The sequence below is a fragment of the Hoylesella timonensis 4401737 = DSM 22865 = JCM 15640 genome (genome assembly GCF_000455445.1).
Lineage (GTDB): Bacteria > Bacteroidota > Bacteroidia > Bacteroidales > Bacteroidaceae > Prevotella > Prevotella timonensis.
This window is the reverse complement of the sequence record NZ_HG417090.1, coordinates 323,260-341,688: the sequence shown is the minus strand read 5'-3', so window position 1 is coordinate 341,688 and position 18,429 is coordinate 323,260. Positions and strand designations below refer to the sequence as shown.

Genomic DNA, 18,429 nt, shown 5'->3' with positions numbered 1-18,429 from the left:
AGTAAACGAACTGGTTTGAATCCAGAACATCTGCCTGTTTTCTACAACTCTGTTTGTGGAATGTACTCCTCGCCCCGCAAAAATATCCTGTCCACAATTGGCGTGGTGTAAGCATAAGGAATAAAGTCAATCGATGGGATAGGCTTCGTGATGTAAAAATTGGCAACCTTTCCCTTCGTGATAGAACCGTAATCCTTGCTCAATCCCATGGCGTATGCACTGTTCATGGTACCAGCATTGATCGCTTCGGCTGGTAAGAGACGCATCTTGATGCACGCCAACGAAATGACGAACTTCATGTCTCCCGATGGTGTCGACCCCGGATTGTAGTCGCTTGCCACCGCTAAAGGCAACCCTTCGTCAATGACTTTGCGCCCCAAGGCAAAAGGCATGTTCAGGAAGAACGATGTACCGGGAAGAGCGGTTGGCATGGTTTCGCTGCCACGTAGTGTCTCTATCGTTTCTGCGGTCATACTCTCGAGATGGTCTACCGATAGGGCATTGTGTCTAACTCCTACCTCTACCCCACCAGAGGACGCCAACTCGTCGGCATGTATCTTGCCTCGCATGCCATATTTTGCCCCAGCTTCAAGAATACGTGCGGTTTCTTCGGGCGTAAAGAAGCCCGTATCGCAGAACACATCAATGTATTCTGCCAAGTTTTCTTTGGCTACAGCGGGAATCATCTCACGGATTACCAAGTCGACATATTCACTTTGTCTGCCTGCATATTCGCGCGAAACGGCATGCGCACCCAAAAAAGTGGCAACCACCTTGAGCGGTGTCGTCTCTTTGATGCGCTTGATGACGCGCAACATCTTCAGTTCGTCAGCGGTGTTCAAACCGTATCCACTCTTGATTTCTATGCACCCCGTTCCCTTTCGGATGACTTCGTCTACACGACGCATCGCCTGTTGGTACAGTTCGTCTTCGGACATGTCGTGCAACTTGTCGGCAGAATTGAGGATGCCACCGCCGCGTTTGGCGATTTCGGCATAGCTCAAGCCACGTATCTTGTCCACAAACTCCTGCTCACGACTCCCTGCAAAGACAATGTGTGTGTGCGAATCGCACCACGAGGGCAGCACACTTCCGCCTTTGGCATCTATCTGCTGTACATCAGAAGGAAGGTTGCATTTCGCTAAATCGCTCATGGCACCATACGAATGGATGCGCCCGTCCTCGACATAGAGAAAGGCATTCGCTATCGTTTCGAGCCGAGCCATCTCCTTACCCTCCAGTCGTAGCTTGTCCGTGGGTTGGATGCCTGCCAGAAAAGCGATGTTGGTTACTAAAAGTTTCATATCATGTAACAAAATGAAAATCCCACTCCTCCTGTCCGAAGAGAGTGGGATTGATGATTTATTTCCTTAAAAATTCTACCGATTGCGCAATGTGTGGCGACATAAACTCATCGTTTTCGATGAATGGTACCACTTTGCGATAAGCCGCATAGATAGCCTCAATGGCTGGCGACGACTTCAATGGGCGACGGAACTCGAGTGCTTGGGCTGCATTGAACAGCTCAATAGCCAGCACTCGCTCGGTGTTGAGCACTACCTGATACAACTTCGTGGCTGCATTGGCACCCATACTTACATGGTCTTCCTGCCCCTGCGATGACGGAATGCTGTCGACCGAGGCTGGCGTGCAGTACATCTTGCTTTGACTGACAATAGAAGCAGCGGCATATTGGGGTATCATGAACCCACTGTTAAGACCGGGCTTTGCCACCAAGAAGCTGGGCAGATTGCGCGTACCCGAAATCAACTTATAGATTCGTCGCTCGGAGATGTTGCTCAATTCGCACAGGGCAATTGCCAAAAAGTCCATAGGTTGGGCGATAGGTTCGCCATGGAAGTTGCCTGCAGAAATCACCAAATCGTCGTCAGGACAAACAGTAGGGTTGTCGGTTGCCGCATTCAACTCTATTTCAATGACCGATCGCACATAAGCCAACGTGTCTTTCGATGCGCCATGCACCTGTGGCATACAACGGAATGAATAGGGATCTTGCACATTCACCTTAGGTTGCTTGATGAGTTCACTGCCCTCTAACAGCTCTCGAATATGTGCAGCGGTGTCTATCTGTCCCTTGTGTGGACGGACAGCATGCACGGCATGCGTGAATGGTTCGATACGTCCGTCGTAGGCTTCCAATGACATTACGCCAATCTTGTCTGCCCAATCACAGAGACGCTCGCTCTGCAACACTGCCCAAACGGCATAAGCGTTCATGTTCTGCGTACCGTTGAGCAGGGCAAGTCCTTCTTTGGAAGCCAACTGTATAGGTTCCCAGTTCATCTTTTGCAATAACGCCTTGCCGCTCATTCGTTCACCTTTATACTCTACCTCGCCCATTCCTAACAGTGGCAAGCAAAGGTGAGCCAACGGAACGAGGTCGCCCGATGCACCCAGCGAGCCTTGCGTATAAACCACGGGATAAATATCATTGTTGAAGAAGTCGATCAATCGCTCAACTGTCTCTACCTGACAGCCAGAATAGCCATAACTCAAAGACTGTGCTTTGAGGAAGAGCATAATCTTTACAATGTCATTTGGCACCCTGCTGCCCACGCCACAAGCGTGTGACATGATGAGGTTTACTTGCAACTGAGCTAATCTGTCTTTGTCTACCGACACGTTGCACAATGAACCGAAGCCTGTGGTAACGCCATAGATAGGAACGTCCGACTCGGCAATTTTCTTGTCTAAATATTTGCGACAGCGCACAATTCGTTGACGTGCGTCATCAGATAATTCTAAAGTAGCATGGTTTTCTAAAATCGCTCCCACCTCCTCAATCGTGAGGTGTGCTGCGCTAATTTTGTGTTTCATAGTGTGATTGTTAATGTACCAAGTCGCAACGCCTCTCGCTCAAAGAAGTGTTTGACGTGAAGCATTGCGACTTGACGTTGATTTAGAAGTTAAGTTTCTCTATTTCGCTATCATCCACGAAGTTGGGTAAGGTTACCTTCAAGCCGGGAGTGCGTTCCATTTCTCGTTTAATGGCATCGATAGAGCCCTTGTTGCGAGCCCAGCTGCGGCGTGCGATACCGTTGTTGACATCCCACAGAAGCATCTCACGGATGTGGCGATTTGCATCTTCGCTGCCATCGACCACCATACCGAAGCCTCCATTGATCACTTCGCCCCAGCCTACACCGCCACCGTTGTGAATAGACACCCATGTGGCACCACGGAAAGCATCGCCGATGACATTTTGTATTGCCATGTCGGCACAGAATTGCGAACCGTCGTAGATATTACTGGTTTCACGGAAAGGAGAGTCCGTGCCCGAGACATCGTGATGATCACGACCAAGGACAACGGGCTGACTGATTTCGCCTTTGCGCACTGCCTCGTTGAATGCCAACGCTATCTTGGTTCTGCCCACACTGTCTGCATAGAGGATGCGAGCCTGAGAGCCTACAACCAAGTGGTTCTTGCCAGCTTCCTTAATCCAGTGGATGTTGTCATCCAACTGACCGATAATATCTTTTGTGGCAGTTTTCCTCATTTCTTCCAGCACCTCAGTTGCTAAGCGGTCGGTCACCTCCAAATCCTTCGGGTCGCACGATGAGCATACCCAACGGAATGGACCGAAACCATAATCGAAGAACATCGGTCCCATGATATCCTGCACATACGAAGGATAACGGAACTTACCGTCCTTGCGAAGGATGTCAGCACCTGCACGACTTGCCTCCAAGAGGAAGGCATTTCCGTAATCGAAGAAGTACATTCCCTTTGCGGTGAGCTTGTTGATAGCGTCTACTTGACGGCGCAATGACTCCCGAACCTTTTCCTTGAACTGCTCGGGAGCTTCTGCCATCATGCGATTAGACTCCTCCAAACTCATGCCCACAGGATAATAACCACCTGCCCAAGGGTTGTGCAAAGAGGTTTGGTCACTACCCAAGTCCACACGGATATTCTCTTCGGCAAGGCGTTCCCACAGGTCAACGATGTTACCCACATACGCCATGGACACCACACGCTTCTCTTCGACCGCTTTTCGGATCGCAGGTATCAGTTCGTCAAGGTTGTCGTGTAGCTCATCTACCCATCCTTGTTCGTAACGTTTGTTAGCAGCCAAGGGGTTGATTTCAGCAGTCACACTCACCACGCCAGCAATGTTGCCAGCCTTTGGCTGTGCGCCCGACATACCACCAAGCCCTGCTGTGACAAACAGTTTCATGTTGTCGCCACCTACCTTGCGTGCCGCATTGAGCACAGTAATGGTAGTGCCATGCACAATTCCTTGTGGACCAATATACATATACGAGCCTGCGGTCATCTGTCCGTACTGACTCACACCGAGTGCATTGTCTCTCTCCCAATCGTCCTGCTTAGAGTAATTAGGAATCACCATACCGTTCGTCACCACCACCCGTGGTGCATCCTTATGCGAAGGGAACAAACCAAGCGGATGACCAGAGTACATCACCAATGTTTGCTCGTCTGTCATCTCGCTGAGATACTTCATCACAAGTCGATACTGCGCCCAGTTTTGGAACACGGCACCATTGCCTCCGTAGGTAATCAGTTCGTGCGGATGTTGCGCTACTGCCCTATCCAAGTTGTTTTGTATCATCATCATGATAGCGGCAGCCTGCTTGCATTTGTGTGGATATTCGTCAATGTGACGAGCGTGCATATCATACGTAGGACGGAAGCGATACATATAGATACGTCCATAAGTCTTCAACTCGTCCAAAAACTCTGGTGCCAAGGTGGCATGAAACTTCTTTGGGAAGTAACGCAATGCGTTGCGCAATGCCAACTTCTTTTCTTCTGGTGTAAGAATGTCTTTTCTCTTAGGTGCATGGTTCACCGTATGGTCATACGGTTGTGGATCGGGTAAGGTGTTAGGAATACCTGCCCGAATGTCCGCCATGAATTCTTCGTGCGTCATTTTCTTTATCTTTAAGGTCTTATAATTTACTTTCTACTATTTTCATTATCTCTACTTCGGCTTGGTTTGCCTTTTCAATGAGTTGATTAGCTTCACCCACCAACTGGTCGGCTACCTCGCGATTTTTCAGTCCAGAGGCGTTAATCTTGACATTGAGTCCTGCTCCTAAAACGGCAGCACGGGCAGCCAACACGCCCACACCAGCATCAGAAACGCTGTTGGGGTTGCCTTCTTGTGCCATCGCCTTACAGAGTTCAAACACTTTATAGGCAGCCTTCATGGTGTGAAGAGGTACCTGTGTGGCATAAAGAGTAGCTTCCTGAATTGCTGCGGAACGGGCTGCTTTGTCCTCGTCCGTCTTCTTAGGCAAGCCAAAGGCAGCCATGATGCGGTTGAAAGCCTCGGTATCCTCGTCGACAAGGTGCATCAGCTCTACCTTGATTTCCTGTCCTTTGTCTGCCCAGTTGCTGAATTCTTCCCAGCGATCATCCCATCCTGCCTTGTGACTTGACAGGTTGGCAACCATCGTTCCTAAGGTAGCACCTAATGCACCCATATAAGCGGAGATGGTTCCACCACCGGGAGCAGGAGACTCGCGCGAAGTCTCATCGGCAAACTCCTTCACGGTAAGGTCTATCAGTTTGGCTTTCTTGTTATCGTCCTCCAACAGGTATTCAATGACCTTCTCACGAGGATTGAATGGTTTAAGGTCGTCTAATCCCAACGACTTGATAGCGATGGTCAAGATATCTTCTTCTGGAATACCAGTAGAGCGGTTCTGTTTTCGCAAGAAGTACTTGCCTGCATCTATCAATGTTCGTTTAGGAACCAGTCCTACTATCTCTGTTCCCGTGACACGGATGCCTCGGTTCTGCGCACAACGGCAAACCTCATCAAAGGCAACGTGCAATGGAGTGGCGTTGATATCCGTGATATTCATAGACACTTGCGCAATAGCGTATTCATCAATATACCACCCTATCGCCTTTGTCCCTTTCAAGGTACCCGGTATCATGATGGTTTTGCCGTGCTCATCCTTCATGGGCTTACCCACAGGAGAGTTGCCCTCACGGCGTGGACGTCCCTTCTCACGCACGTCAAAGGCAATGGCATTGGCGCGACGTGTAGAGGTTGTATTGAGGTTGAAGTTGGTAGCAATCAGAAAGTCACGTGCGCCAACGGCAGTACATCCTGTGCGTGCCACACCTTCGTCAAAGGGACGAGCCCCAAAGTCGGGTGCCTTGGCAGGGTCATTCATCTTCTCTGGCAGTGCCTCGTATTCTCCTGCACGGCAAACAGCCAAGTTCTTACGCTCGGGCGTCCGTGCTGCAGCCTCGTAACAATAGCAAGGTACGTTGAGTTCGTTGGCGATTCGCTCTGCCAACTGCTGTGCGAGTTTTGCACATTCTTCCAATGTAATGCCAGCCACTGGGATGAGTGGACAAACATCTGTGGCACCCATTCGTGGATGCGCTCCATGGTGATTGCGCATATCAATGAGCTGGGCTGCCTTTTTCACAGCTTGGTATGCAGCTTCTAATACATTATCGGGCGAACCGACAAACGTCACCACCGTTCTATTGGTAGCCTCACCCGGGTCTACATCTAATAGTTTAACACCCTTCACGCGCTCAATCTCATCTGTAATTTGCTTGATTACATGCATGTTGCGACCCTCGCTAAAATTAGGGACGCACTCTACGATTTGTTGTTTTTCTGTCATTTTTAATATGATTAGGTTTAAGTTGTTTTTCGTTTGATGTGGTAAAGATATAAAAAAAGGATCAACCAGCAAAAAAAATACGTGTAAAGTATGCTAAATATCGTTTGCTTCTTTTTTTCGTCTCACAATTCCTTCATCGAAAGATGATGTTTTACAACGAAAAACACGAAAGCAAAGAGGTTAAGCATGCGAATGAACGCAAGCGTTCTGCGAATGAAATAATTTTATAGACATGTTTTGGAGGAGTGTAAAATCATGACTTGCATATATGATGTCGGAAGTGCGTGGTGTAGTTATTGCAACGGAAAGACACGGAACGGCACGGACGTACCGTGTAATTCCGTGACAATCCGTTGCGATAAATCAATGACCAGTTGCACAAACATCTGTAGGTGAGTAAAAGTGTGAAAAAATTTAACAACCCCTCTCAATACTCGCGTATTTGCGACCAAGCGCAGGACTGTGCACAAATACGCAAATTTTGCAAACACCTGTGAATGAACTGATTAACTACTACACCACCTGTGATGAACCTGCTAACTCATTGCTTTGACACCGTTGAAGCATGGAAATAAGGCAAGAATTTGCATGCTTTTGAACCACAATTTGCGGTAAATAGACGGCTTAACTCAATGAGATGAGGAGATTCCACTCAAAAAACAAGGCAAAAAAGACTATCTGACAACGAATATTTTTCTAAAATGAAAATTTGAAATTGCGAAATAAATTAACAAAATACGGATGCAGCAGCACGGTTCTTTCATTGAAAGGCAGTGTTGTTGAACAGCGAATGAAGTGAATAATTTGAATCAACGCAACAAGATAATGCACGCAATCTGCCGACGGACTTGAGAGGAATGCAGCGCACCAGTCGGCTGGTGTGATGAAACGGAAAACATATTTTTCATCATCGCAACGGAAGAACACGGAACGACACGGACGTGTCGTGAAATCTCACAAAATGCTGTTGCGGTAAATCCGCCATCTCATTGGCTCGTTATTGCAATCACAAACAGCCTGTGCCTAAATGCAGTAATACTTCAAAATAACGGTGTAAGTGCATGGTAAACAATACTATTCACTTATAACGTAACACAATAAAGAGGGAAATAAAAAGGACATGCACAGCACCACTCTTTGCTTCTGCTGCCTTAGCTACTAGAAGAAATCCAGCAAACATTGGCGAGCAAAATCTTCTTGCTGCGGAGACAAATATCGCAAGAATGATGCCCAGACGCAAAAGATATGGGTAGGACAAACAAACAAAGAAAGAGGCAAACAATGCAGAAGAGTTGCCCACACGCAAAAGCACATGCGGAGGTGGACAAACAGTCACCTACTTCAGCACCTTGAAGCGAGCGAACTTGAGCAGCAACTGCTTAGTACCCGCATGCTTGAAGTCCACCGTAGCCTTTCTGTTCTCACCATCACCCTCCAATCGGAGTACCGTGCCAATGCCGAAACGCTGGTGCTCAATGGTGCTCCCCTCCTGCAAGCCAGAGGCATCAGGATTAGAGGAAGAAGCTGCCGCTGCCCGTCCACCGTTGGTCATGGCGTCAGTGACACGCTTAAAGTTTCCACCTGCCTGCTGGAGTTGGCGCTTAAAGGAGGATGAGAAGGGGTCAACAGCCTGTTCAGGACGCTGAACAGAGGTGATTTTCGGTTTTACATCGGCTTGGAACTGACTCGCCACAGGTCGGGAGTTTTGCATGCGGTCGCTATATCGTCGATTGCCATCGCCCGAGAAGTGACTGCCACTGTAAGGCGCAAAGATGGACTCATCGATCGTTTCCTCTTCGGCTTCGATGTGGATAAAACGTGAATCAATGTCTTTGATAAATCTACTGGGCGTATCAAATTCCAGTTTGCCATACCGCCAGCGGTTCTTTGCTGACGTGAGGATGCAATGTTTTTCGGCACGCGTAATTGCCACATACAGCAATCGGCGTTCTTCCTCTAATTCGCGAGGGGAATCGACAGCCATAGGACTTGGAAAGATATTCTCCTCCAATCCCACGATAAAAACAGTGGGAAACTCCAGTCCTTTGGCGGCATGCACGGTCATGAGCGACACCTTACTATCGCTCCCGTCGTCGCTATCCAAATCGGTGAGCAGGGCGACACTTTGCAGATAATCGGGCAGATACACCTCCTGTTCCAAGCCTTCCTCTCGCTTACTCTCGGTATAATCTTGCAAGCCTGCCAACAGTTCATTCACATTCTCTTGTCGTGCCAATCCCTCTGGATCATTGTTAGAATAGATATCGGTACTGATGCCACTGGTTTGGAGGATGTCACGCCCCAACTTGAACGCATCAGCCTGATTCAGTTGAGCAATGAAGCCCTCTATCAACTCTTTGAAGCGCAGCAACTTTGTCTGTGTACCCTTGTTCACCGTGGGCAATAAGGTGGGCGCTTGCGCAATGACTTGCCAGAAGCTGATGCCGTGTTCTTGTGCCGAAGCAGCAATCTTCTGAAGCGTGGTGTTGCCAATCCCTCGTGTGGGATAATTGATGATGCGCTTAAAAGCCTCTTCGTCATCAGGATTCACCACTAATCGGAAGTAGGCTAAGATGTCCTTTATCTCTTTGCGCTGATAGAAACTTAAGCCTCCGTAGATGCGATAAGGAATGTGCTGTCGCAACATCTCCTCCTCAAAACTTCTACTCTGCGCATTGGTTCGGTAGAGAATGGCAAAGTCGGAATAGGTTGCACCATCAGTGCGCATGATGCGTTGGATATCCTTACACACCACCAACGCCTCCTCTTTATCCGAATACACGGGCTTGAAAAGGAGCTTCTCTCCTTGGTCGTTCTCGCTATATACATCCTTTGGAATTTGGCGTTCGTTATGTTTGATGAGACTGTTTGCAGCCTTAACAATGTGTTGCGTGGAGCGGTAGTTCTGTTCCAACTTAAACAAGCGTGCCCCTTCGTAAATCTGTTCAAAGTCGAGCATGTTGTCGATGTTTGCTCCTCTGAACCCATAAATGCTCTGTGCATCGTCGCCAACCACACAGATGTGCTGATGGTCTTTGGTTAACTCCCACACAATGCACTGCTGGGCATAATTGGTATCTTGGTATTCATCTACCAAGACATAGCGGAAACGCTCCACATATTTTTGTCGAATATCCTCATGCGTCTTGAACAATTGATACGTCAACACCAACAAATCATCGAAATCCATGGCATTTGCCTTTCTGCAACGCTGCACATAGACATCATAGATGCGATGCAGTTCGAAGCAACGGCTCTTCTGGTCACGCAACATCAGCTCGGCATTCGCTGCATAACTCTGCGGTGAAATGAGACGGTTCTTCGCATTGCTTATCACAGCATGTACGCCAGCGGGCTTGTAGATTTTATCATCCAGCTCCATTTCCTTGATAATGGCTTTGAGCAACGACCGAGAGTCGGACTCATCGTAAATCGTAAAGCCCGACCGATAGCCTACCTGTGTAGCCTCTGACCGCAATATCCTTGCGAAGATAGAGTGGAAAGTGCCCATGTTGATGTAGCGTGCTGTCTGATGTCCCACCAATTGTCCAATGCGCTCTTTCATCTCGTTGGCGGCTTTATTGGTAAAGGTGAGTGCCAAGATGTTCCAAGGTTTCATGCCTTGTTGTATCTGATAGGCTATCTTATAAGTCAAGACACGTGTCTTTCCCGACCCTGCTCCTGCGATGACCAACTGCGGACCGTCGTTGTAGGTCACGGCAGCTTGCTGACTCTTGTTCAATTGTCCTAATAGCTCTTTCATTTCTTTCGATGGTATATGCCCCCTTTCGTGGTGTTGGGGTTGATATCTTCTCCCTCTTTAGGAAATGAGGGAACAAACTTCATTTCGTGTTCTATCTTCCGCTGTCGCAACCGCATATAGGCACTTGGCGTCTTACTGCTAAACCTGATAGGGTTTGGAAGGGTAGCTGCAATCAGTGCACAGTCTGCTCGGGAAAGCTCACTGGCTGTCGTGTCGAAATGATATTTAGCTACCGCATCCACGCCATATATCATCTCGCCCATCTCTATGGAGTTAAGATACACTTCCATGATGCGCTGTTTGCTCCACATCAGTTCAATAAGGAAGGTGAAGTAAACCTCAAAACCTTTGCGCACCCATGAGCGACCTGGCCACAAAAACACATTCTTGGCAGTTTGTTGGGTGATGGTACTGGCACCGCGCTTCTTTCCCGACTTGTTGGTCAGGTTGTGCGAGGCGGCTTTCTCTATGGCTTGGAAGTCAAAGCCGTGGTGCAACAGAAAGCGTTGGTCTTCACTTGCCATCACCGCAACGGGCATGTGTTTGGAGATATGGTCGAGAGGCACCCAGTGATGTCGAATCTTCAACTCGCCATGCTGTACACATCGTATCACCATTAACGGGGTGATGTACACAGGAATAAAGCGGTAAGCCACCACTACTAAAATAGTAGAGGTGAAAAACAATACGATGATTCTTCGTAGAAAACGTCCTATAATGCTCATCATTCAAACAAAAAGGGGCACCAGTAACAGCACCCCTCCTCAATGTTTTATAAAATTTTAGTTGAGTTTACCGTCGTTTGCCTTCTCTACCATTTCAGGACTTGCGTACAGATACACTTCTACACGGCGGTTCTGCTGACGTCCAGCCTTGGTTGCGTTGGTAGCTACAGGTTGTGAGCTGCCCATACCCGACACGTTTTGGAACTGACTGGAAGAGACACCACAGCTCTTGAGGTAGTTCACTACGCTCTGTGCACGGTCGTTGCTCAATGGAATATTGATGCCATCATTACCTGTAGAGTCGGTATGACCTAAGATATCTACGTGGCAGTCTCTGTTCTTCTTTAACACAGTAGAGAACTTAGCCAATTCATTCTTGCTGGCTTGGTTCAAAATAGCCTTGCTCGAAGCAAACAAGATACCGCTATCAAAAGTGACCTTCACAGCCTTTAAGCCGTTCTTATCGGTTACCTCTTCTACTTTAGCATTCTCTACTTGGGCTGCAGTTTCAGCTGCTACTTTATCCATGTGACGCCCAATAATGGCACCAGTACCTGCACCAACAGCTCCACCAATGGCAGCTCCTACACCTGCATTGCCTGCTATCTTACCAATAATCGCTCCCAAAACAGCACCGCCACCAGCACCTGCCAAAGCTCCTGTACCTTGTTTTGTAGAACAACTAAATACGGTCATGAGACACATTGCCAGTGTCATTGTTTTCAATTTCTTCATAATGTTACGTTTTTTAATCGTTTATTTATTGCAAAGATAATTCTTTTTATGTCAATATTCACCCATATCAACATTTTTTTGTACTTTTGCGACAAAATTAAGCAATCATCGAATATTCCACAACGGGATATTCCTAAGATATTTATGGATTTCCCTATTTTTGTAAGGGGCTAATTATTCATCAAACAGAACATGGCAAAAGAATTAAAAGAATTGACTAAGCGCTCGGAGAACTATAGTCAATGGTATAACGACTTGGTTATCAAAGCCGATTTGGCAGAACAGTCGGCTGTACGCGGATGTATGGTTATCAAGCCATACGGCTACGCGATATGGGAAAAAATGCAACAGCAGTTGGACAAAATGTTTAAGGAAACGGGAGCACAGAATGCCTATTTCCCTCTGCTGATTCCTAAATCCTTCCTTAGTAAGGAGGCGGAACACGTCAAAGGGTTTGCGAAAGAATGTGCTGTAGTGACCCACTATCGCCTGAAATCCTCCGAAGAGGGAACGGGTGTGGAAGTAGATCCTGCGGCAAAACTCGAAGAAGAGTTGATTATTCGCCCTACTTCTGAAACCATTATCTGGAACACGTACAAGAACTGGATTAAGTCTTGGCGCGACCTGCCTTTGATGTGCAACCAATGGTGCAACGTGATGCGTTGGGAAATGCGCACACGTCCATTCCTTAGAACTTCAGAGTTTTTATGGCAAGAGGGACACACCGCCCATGCCACACGTGAAGAAGCTGAGGAAGAAGCACAGAAGATGCTCAAGGTATATGCCGACTTTGCTGAGCAATGGATGGCTGTTCCCGTGGTTCAGGGCGTGAAGAGCGAGACCGAACGCTTTGCAGGTGCATTGGACACCTATACCATTGAGGCGATGATGCAAGACGGTAAGGCTTTGCAGAGCGGTACCAGTCACTTCTTAGGACAGAACTTTGCCAAATCGTTTGATGTCACCTACCTCAACAAAGAGAACAAGCCCGAATACGTATGGGCGACGAGTTGGGGCGTTTCGACACGCTTAATCGGTGCACTCATCATGACCCACTCCGACGATAACGGCTTAGTATTGCCTCCACGCTTGGCTCCTATCCAAGTAGTCATCGTTCCTATCTCTAAAACAAGCGAACAACTCAAAGCCATTCACGACCAACTGAAACCCATTATCGACGGCTTGAGAGCCATGGGCATCACCGTGAAATTTGATGACAACGACACCAAGCGACCCGGTTTCAAGTTTGCAGACTACGAACTGAAAGGCGTTCCTGTGCGCTTGGTGATGGGTGGACGCGACTTGGAAAACAACACCATCGAGGTGATGCGACGCGACACGCTGCAAAAGGAAACTGTTTCGTTGGAGAAGATTTTGGAGTACATCCCCAAACTTTTGGAGGAGATGCAAGCCAACATCCTTAAGAAAGCCAAAGACTTTAGAGATGCGCACATCTACGAATGTGAAAATTACGACGAGTTTAAGCAGAAAATCAAGGACGGAGGCTTCTTCCTTTGCCACTGGGACGGTACTGAAGAAACCGAAGCAAAGATTAAGGAGGAGACGCAAGCCACCATTCGTTGCGTGCCATTTGGTGTAGAACAGACACCGGGCGTGGACATGGTATCGGGCAAACCTGCCAAATATCGGGTCATCATTGCACGGAGTTATTAAACAAGGCTTCATAGATAGGTGGGTTCTATAAATTACCACCTTATATAATTATACTAAAGATATATCAGCAGGGTTACGTCTTGCCATTTTGGTGCAACACATGGAAACACAAAGCGTGGCAAGACAAATTTATAGAACCCAGCGTTTAAGTACTCAAAATGGACTGGATTATTTCGCTTTTTACGAACAACGATTCGGTAGCACACATCGCTTTGCTCTACGCCATCGTTATAGCGGTCGGTGTTCTGTTAGGTAAAATCAAGGTTGGCGGTGTGTCATTGGGCGTTACCTTTGTATTGTTTGCAGGTATTGTCGCTGGTCATGTGGGATTTACTGGTCCCACTAATATCCTGACTTTCGTGCAAGACTTTGGTCTTATCCTCTTTGTCTTCTGCATTGGTTTACAGGTTGGACCGGGATTTTTTGAGAGTTTCAAGCGAGGAGGTGTGACCCTCAACTTGCTATCGACAGCACTCATCCTGCTTAACATTGCAGTGATGTTTGCCTGTTATTACATTTTCTTCGACACGTCCGATTCTCACAACCTTCCTATGATGGTGGGAACGCTCTACGGTGCCGTCACCAATACGCCGGGTTTGGGTGCTGCCAACGAAGCACTCACAGCGATATTTACCAAAGAAGACATGCCACAGATAGCCAACGGTTATGCCTGTGCCTATCCACTCGGTGTGTTGGGCATTATTGGAGCGACTATTGCCATTCGTTATATCTGTAGAGTCAATATGAAAGACGAAGACGATGACCTGTCGCAAGCCGAAGGAGACAACCCCAATGCCAAGCCTTGTCAGATTCGTCTCAAGGTGAGCAATGCGTATATTGCAGGTCGCTCGTTACAACAAATCAAGGAGTTCCTCAACCGTGACTTCGTGTGTACACGTTTGTTGCACGAGGGCAACTTGGAAATCCCACGCGGTGACACCGTTATTCAGAAAGACGATGAGCTGCTCATCGTTTGTGCCGAGGCAGATGCCGAAGCCGTACAGGCGTTCATAGGTCCTACCATCGATTTGCCATGGGAAGAAGAGGACACCAAGCAACCCATGATTTCCAGACGAATTGTCATTACCAACTCATCTATGAATGGTAAGATATTGGGCAAGATGCACTTTGCCAGCGTTTACGGTGTCAACATCACCCGTATCACTCGTCAAGGCATTGACCTCTTTGCCAGTCAGAATCTGCACCTACATGTGGGTGACCGTGTGATGGTGGTTGGTCCAGAGGAGAACGTAGAGCGTGTTGCCGACGTCATGGGTAACTCTGTGAAGCACCTCAATGTGCCCAACATCGCCACCATCTTTATAGGTGTCTTCATCGGTATCATCTTTGGAAGTATTCCTATCTCCATCCCTGGCATGCCCGTTCCTTTGAAGTTGGGTATTGCAGGCGGTCCTTTGATTATCGCCATTCTCATTGGACGTTATGGCTACAAGATGAAATTGGTGACCTACACTACCACCTCAGCCAACATGATGTTGCGTGAAATAGGCTTGGTGTTGTTCTTAGCCAGCGTCGGTATCAAGGCAGGAGCCAGCTTCGTAGAGACAGTGGTTGAAGGCGATGGATTGAAATATGTGTACACGGGTGTACTTATCACCGTGATACCTATTTTGATTATCGGAACCATTGCCCGCTTAAAATACAAGTTCAACTACTTCACCATCATGGGAATGTTAGCAGGTACTTGCACCGACCCACCCGCATTGGCGTACGCCAACTCGGTTTGCTCGCACGAAGCACCGTCTATTGGCTACTCTACCGTGTATCCGCTTAGCATGTTCCTGCGTATCTTCACGGCACAAATGATTGTCCTCTTCTGTTGCGGATAGCGCAAAAAGAGTTACCAATCCCACAAATTACAGCGAGGTAAGCACCGCCCTATTTGCAGTGCTTGCCTCGCTTTTCACATATATAGCCGTTACACGCTACAAATTCTAAAAAACATTTGCGGCACTTGTTTTTTTATTATACCTTTGCAGCCACAAAGACATTTTACGAATACTCATATTTAAGCGACAGGCCATAAAAAGAATTACTTTTTATACTAATAAATTAAATATGAGGAAAATTTTTACACCTTTAGCGTTGCTATGCGCAACAACTGTGGCTTTTTCCGCCCCTGTGGGCAGACAACAAGCCCGACAAGCTGCATTGGCTTTTATCAAGAGCCATGCAAGTACTAACTCCCAGATTGCTACACGAGCTTCACAAGCCGCGCCCTCGCTCAACGAGGTAGCAAGTTCCAATGCTTACTACATTTTCAACGTAGGTAAGGGACAGGGCTTCGTCATCGCCTCTGCCGACGACCGCACGGTTGACGTGTTAGGTTATGCAGAAGAGGGAACATACGACGAGCAGCAATGTCCTGCATCGCTCAAGATGCTCTTGGCACAATATCGACAGGAGGTGAGCATGCTGAACGACATGCCTGCCACCACGAAGCCTGCCACCACACGTGCCAACAGAACGCTGCAGCCCATCGACCCGTTGCTAAAAACCACATGGAGCCAGTACGGTCCCTACAACCAACAAACGCCCATGCACAAAGACAAGCACTGTGTTACGGGATGCGTCGCCACGGCAGCAGCCCAAATCATGGGCTATTACCAGTATCCAAAGAAGGCTCCCGCCATGCCTGCCTACACGGCTCCGTCGGCTCGTCTGCAAGTTCCCGAACTTGCCGAGAGTACCTTCGAGTGGAACGACATACTGCCTTCGTACCGCATTTCCACCACCCAGCAGCAGCAAGACGCTGTGGCTAAGCTGATGAGGTATGTGGGACAGGCGGTGTATATGGATTATACCGCTGATGATTCGGGCGCCGATTCCTACAACGTGATATTGTTCCTTACCCGATTGTTTGGCTACTCTAAGGACATGCACCGTGTTTTCAGAGACCGCTATACCAGTGAGGAATGGTACAATCTGATATACAATGAGTTGAAAGCCAAACGACCCGTTTATTACTTTGCCGAAGATGTGGTGTACAACTATGGTCACGCCTTTGTCTGCGATGGCTATAAGGAAGGCGACTACTTTCACATCAACTGGGGCTGGGGAGGTCAATTCAACGGCTACTATCGCCTGTCGGTTCTTTCGCCACGCGAATATGGATTTAAGCAACTGCCCAGTATCTACACGCGCGAGCAAGGAGCTATCATCGGGTTCAGACCAAGCGAAGGTGCTGAGGTATTTCCAAAAGTTGTGGACGTCAAGGAGATGACGCCCCTGCAAGATCAAAGTCGCTCGAACAGTAGCGATGACTTCACGGATTTTGACATCACCATGAAATGCGTGAACAATTACGGCGAAACCTTTGATGCCGATTGCGGCTTAGGCTTTTGGCAGGGAGGTAGATTGATAAACGCCGTCAAGCTGTTCAGCTCAACGTTCAAGACCGACGGTAAGATACAAATGAACGAAACGAACTTCAACATACCGCACACCCTTGCCAACGGAAAGTACACCGTGCTACCCGTTTACCGCATACAAGGCGAAAGCGAATGGAAAGCCTGTGGCGGCATTGGAGACATGGCGCAGGAGATAGAGATTACCGACACGGAACTGAAGACCACCACTGCCAAGCCTGTTTTAGAGGTGAAGAAAGTAGACGTGAAAGGTAGCAAGGAGGCAGGACGTCCCCTGTTCGTCACCCTCACCATAGAGAACAAAGGCGACGAGCTGTACGACACCTTCGACATGCTCTTCAAGTATAACTATGTGGCTTCTACCACCACCTTCCTGCCAGCAGGACAGACGACAGACGTGGTGTTTGAGCTGTATCCAAAGGAGGTTGGAGAGTTCGACTATTCCTTCGAATGTAAATCGGGCGCTACTATCAGCTCTAAAGGAAACATTACCATTACTGAACCTAAGTCGCAAAAACTTCCTTCGGTGGAGGTGAAAATCGAACAATGTGAAGAAAATGCTTTCCAAGCTCCTGCCATGAAGGGAAAACTCATTGTGACCAACAGCGAGAATGCTGACTATTGCGGTGGATTCGACATTGAGCTGCGTTGCAAGAAAGGCAATACAAACGAGGCTTACCTTGAAAACAAAATCTCGCTGGCAGACATCATTCCCGCCAACGGCACGAAAGAAATACCGTTCTCGATAGACAACGTTGCCGTTGGGGCGCAATATGCCATTTACGTAGATGGCTATAAGGTCGAGAAACAAGAAGACTTCATCCAAGGTGGAATGAAATACGTACCTAAATGGGAGCGCATTCTCAAGACACCGTTCTACATGGCAAAAGACACACCAGCGGCAATCGATGTACCTCACATCAGCCGCAAGCCGATGTTCATTTACAACCTGCAAGGTGTAGTGGTAGGTAAAGGCGAACAACTGTTCAAGTCACTGCCAAAGGGCATCTACATCATCGGTGGCAAGAAAGTAGTTAAGGGTGGTTCTATAAATTAGCTTTGACAGATTGCGAGGCTATTTTTGTGGGCAATTTATTTGTGAGTGAAGGAGTATAGCGAGCTATACGACTGAACGAACAAGTAAATTGAACCAAAAAGAGACCGCAAGATGACAAAACGTAAAAAGACTGACATGAAAAAAACTTTACGGTGGTAATTTATAGAACCACCCTTAAGTAATAGCCACATCCACATCAGCCCATTCATCTTTTCGACAAGGCACAGCAACATTCTCTCGCCTTTTCGGAGTTGAATGGGCTATTGCATGCATCTCCAACTTTACATTTGTTGTTCAGCACATTAGCTGTAAACGAAAACGCCATCCATGGCAAGATCTGTATAAGAAACAGGGTTACCTGTCGTCCCGTTTGGTCGAAAGGTAACCCTGTCCTTGTATACCGCCTCATGGTGAATAGACGGCATCGTGAGTGGAACTGTCTTTA

10 protein-coding genes are annotated in these 18,429 nt (G+C 47.8%); 3 read left to right on the top strand and 7 right to left on the bottom strand.

The features are described from left to right. Positions 1 to 41: 41 nt before the first annotated feature. From hutI to BN35_RS01400, 7 genes are all read right to left on the bottom strand, one after another. The gene (gene hutI, locus BN35_RS01430) at positions 42 to 1,304 is read right to left on the bottom strand and encodes an imidazolonepropionase (RefSeq protein ID WP_025071807.1); all 1,263 of its coding nucleotides are present in this window, start codon (positions 1,302 to 1,304) and stop codon (positions 42 to 44) included. Between the two features lie 58 nt (positions 1,305 to 1,362). Further along, on the bottom strand, positions 1,363 to 2,838 hold the full coding sequence (hutH, locus tag BN35_RS01425) for a histidine ammonia-lyase (RefSeq protein ID WP_028900726.1): 1,476 nt from the start codon (positions 2,836 to 2,838) through the stop codon (positions 1,363 to 1,365). An 82-nt stretch (positions 2,839 to 2,920) separates the two neighbouring features. Further along, positions 2,921 to 4,918: a urocanate hydratase gene (locus tag BN35_RS01420; RefSeq protein ID WP_028900727.1), complete on the bottom strand. Its 1,998-nt coding sequence runs from the start codon at positions 4,916 to 4,918 to the stop codon at positions 2,921 to 2,923. Between the two features lie 19 nt (positions 4,919 to 4,937). Then, positions 4,938 to 6,641, bottom strand: a complete 1,704-nt coding sequence (gene ftcD, locus BN35_RS01415; protein ID WP_028900728.1) for a glutamate formimidoyltransferase — start codon at positions 6,639 to 6,641, stop codon at positions 4,938 to 4,940. Between the two features lie 1,336 nt (positions 6,642 to 7,977). Next, a complete protein-coding gene (locus tag BN35_RS01410) occupies positions 7,978 to 10,404 on the bottom strand; it encodes an ATP-dependent helicase (protein ID WP_028900729.1) in 2,427 nt (808 codons plus the stop codon). Continuing rightward, positions 10,401 to 11,132, bottom strand: a complete 732-nt coding sequence (gene mtgA / locus BN35_RS01405) for a monofunctional biosynthetic peptidoglycan transglycosylase (protein WP_081411397.1) — start codon at positions 11,130 to 11,132, stop codon at positions 10,401 to 10,403. The genes BN35_RS01410 and mtgA overlap by 4 nt, the downstream gene beginning before the upstream one ends. Positions 11,133 to 11,186: 54 nt before the next feature. Then, a complete protein-coding gene (locus BN35_RS01400) occupies positions 11,187 to 11,864 on the bottom strand; it encodes an OmpA family protein (protein WP_025071809.1) in 678 nt (225 codons plus the stop codon). A 192-nt stretch (positions 11,865 to 12,056) separates the two neighbouring features. Here BN35_RS01400 and proS point away from each other — a divergent pair, with 192 nt between their 5' ends. The 3 genes from proS to BN35_RS01385 all read left to right on the top strand — a co-directional run bounded on the left by proS (position 12,057) and on the right by BN35_RS01385 (position 17,984). Beyond that, complete coding sequence (gene proS / locus BN35_RS01395) at positions 12,057 to 13,538, top strand: proline--tRNA ligase (protein WP_025071810.1); 1,482 nt, start codon at positions 12,057 to 12,059, stop codon at positions 13,536 to 13,538. Between the two features lie 158 nt (positions 13,539 to 13,696). Continuing rightward, a complete protein-coding gene (locus BN35_RS01390; protein ID WP_025071811.1) occupies positions 13,697 to 15,388 on the top strand; it encodes a putative transporter in 1,692 nt (563 codons plus the stop codon). 229 nt (positions 15,389 to 15,617) lie between these two features. Further along, entirely contained in the window at positions 15,618 to 17,984 is a 2,367-nt protein-coding gene (locus BN35_RS01385; protein WP_025071812.1) for a C10 family peptidase, read from the top strand. Positions 17,985 to 18,429 lie beyond the last annotated feature (445 nt).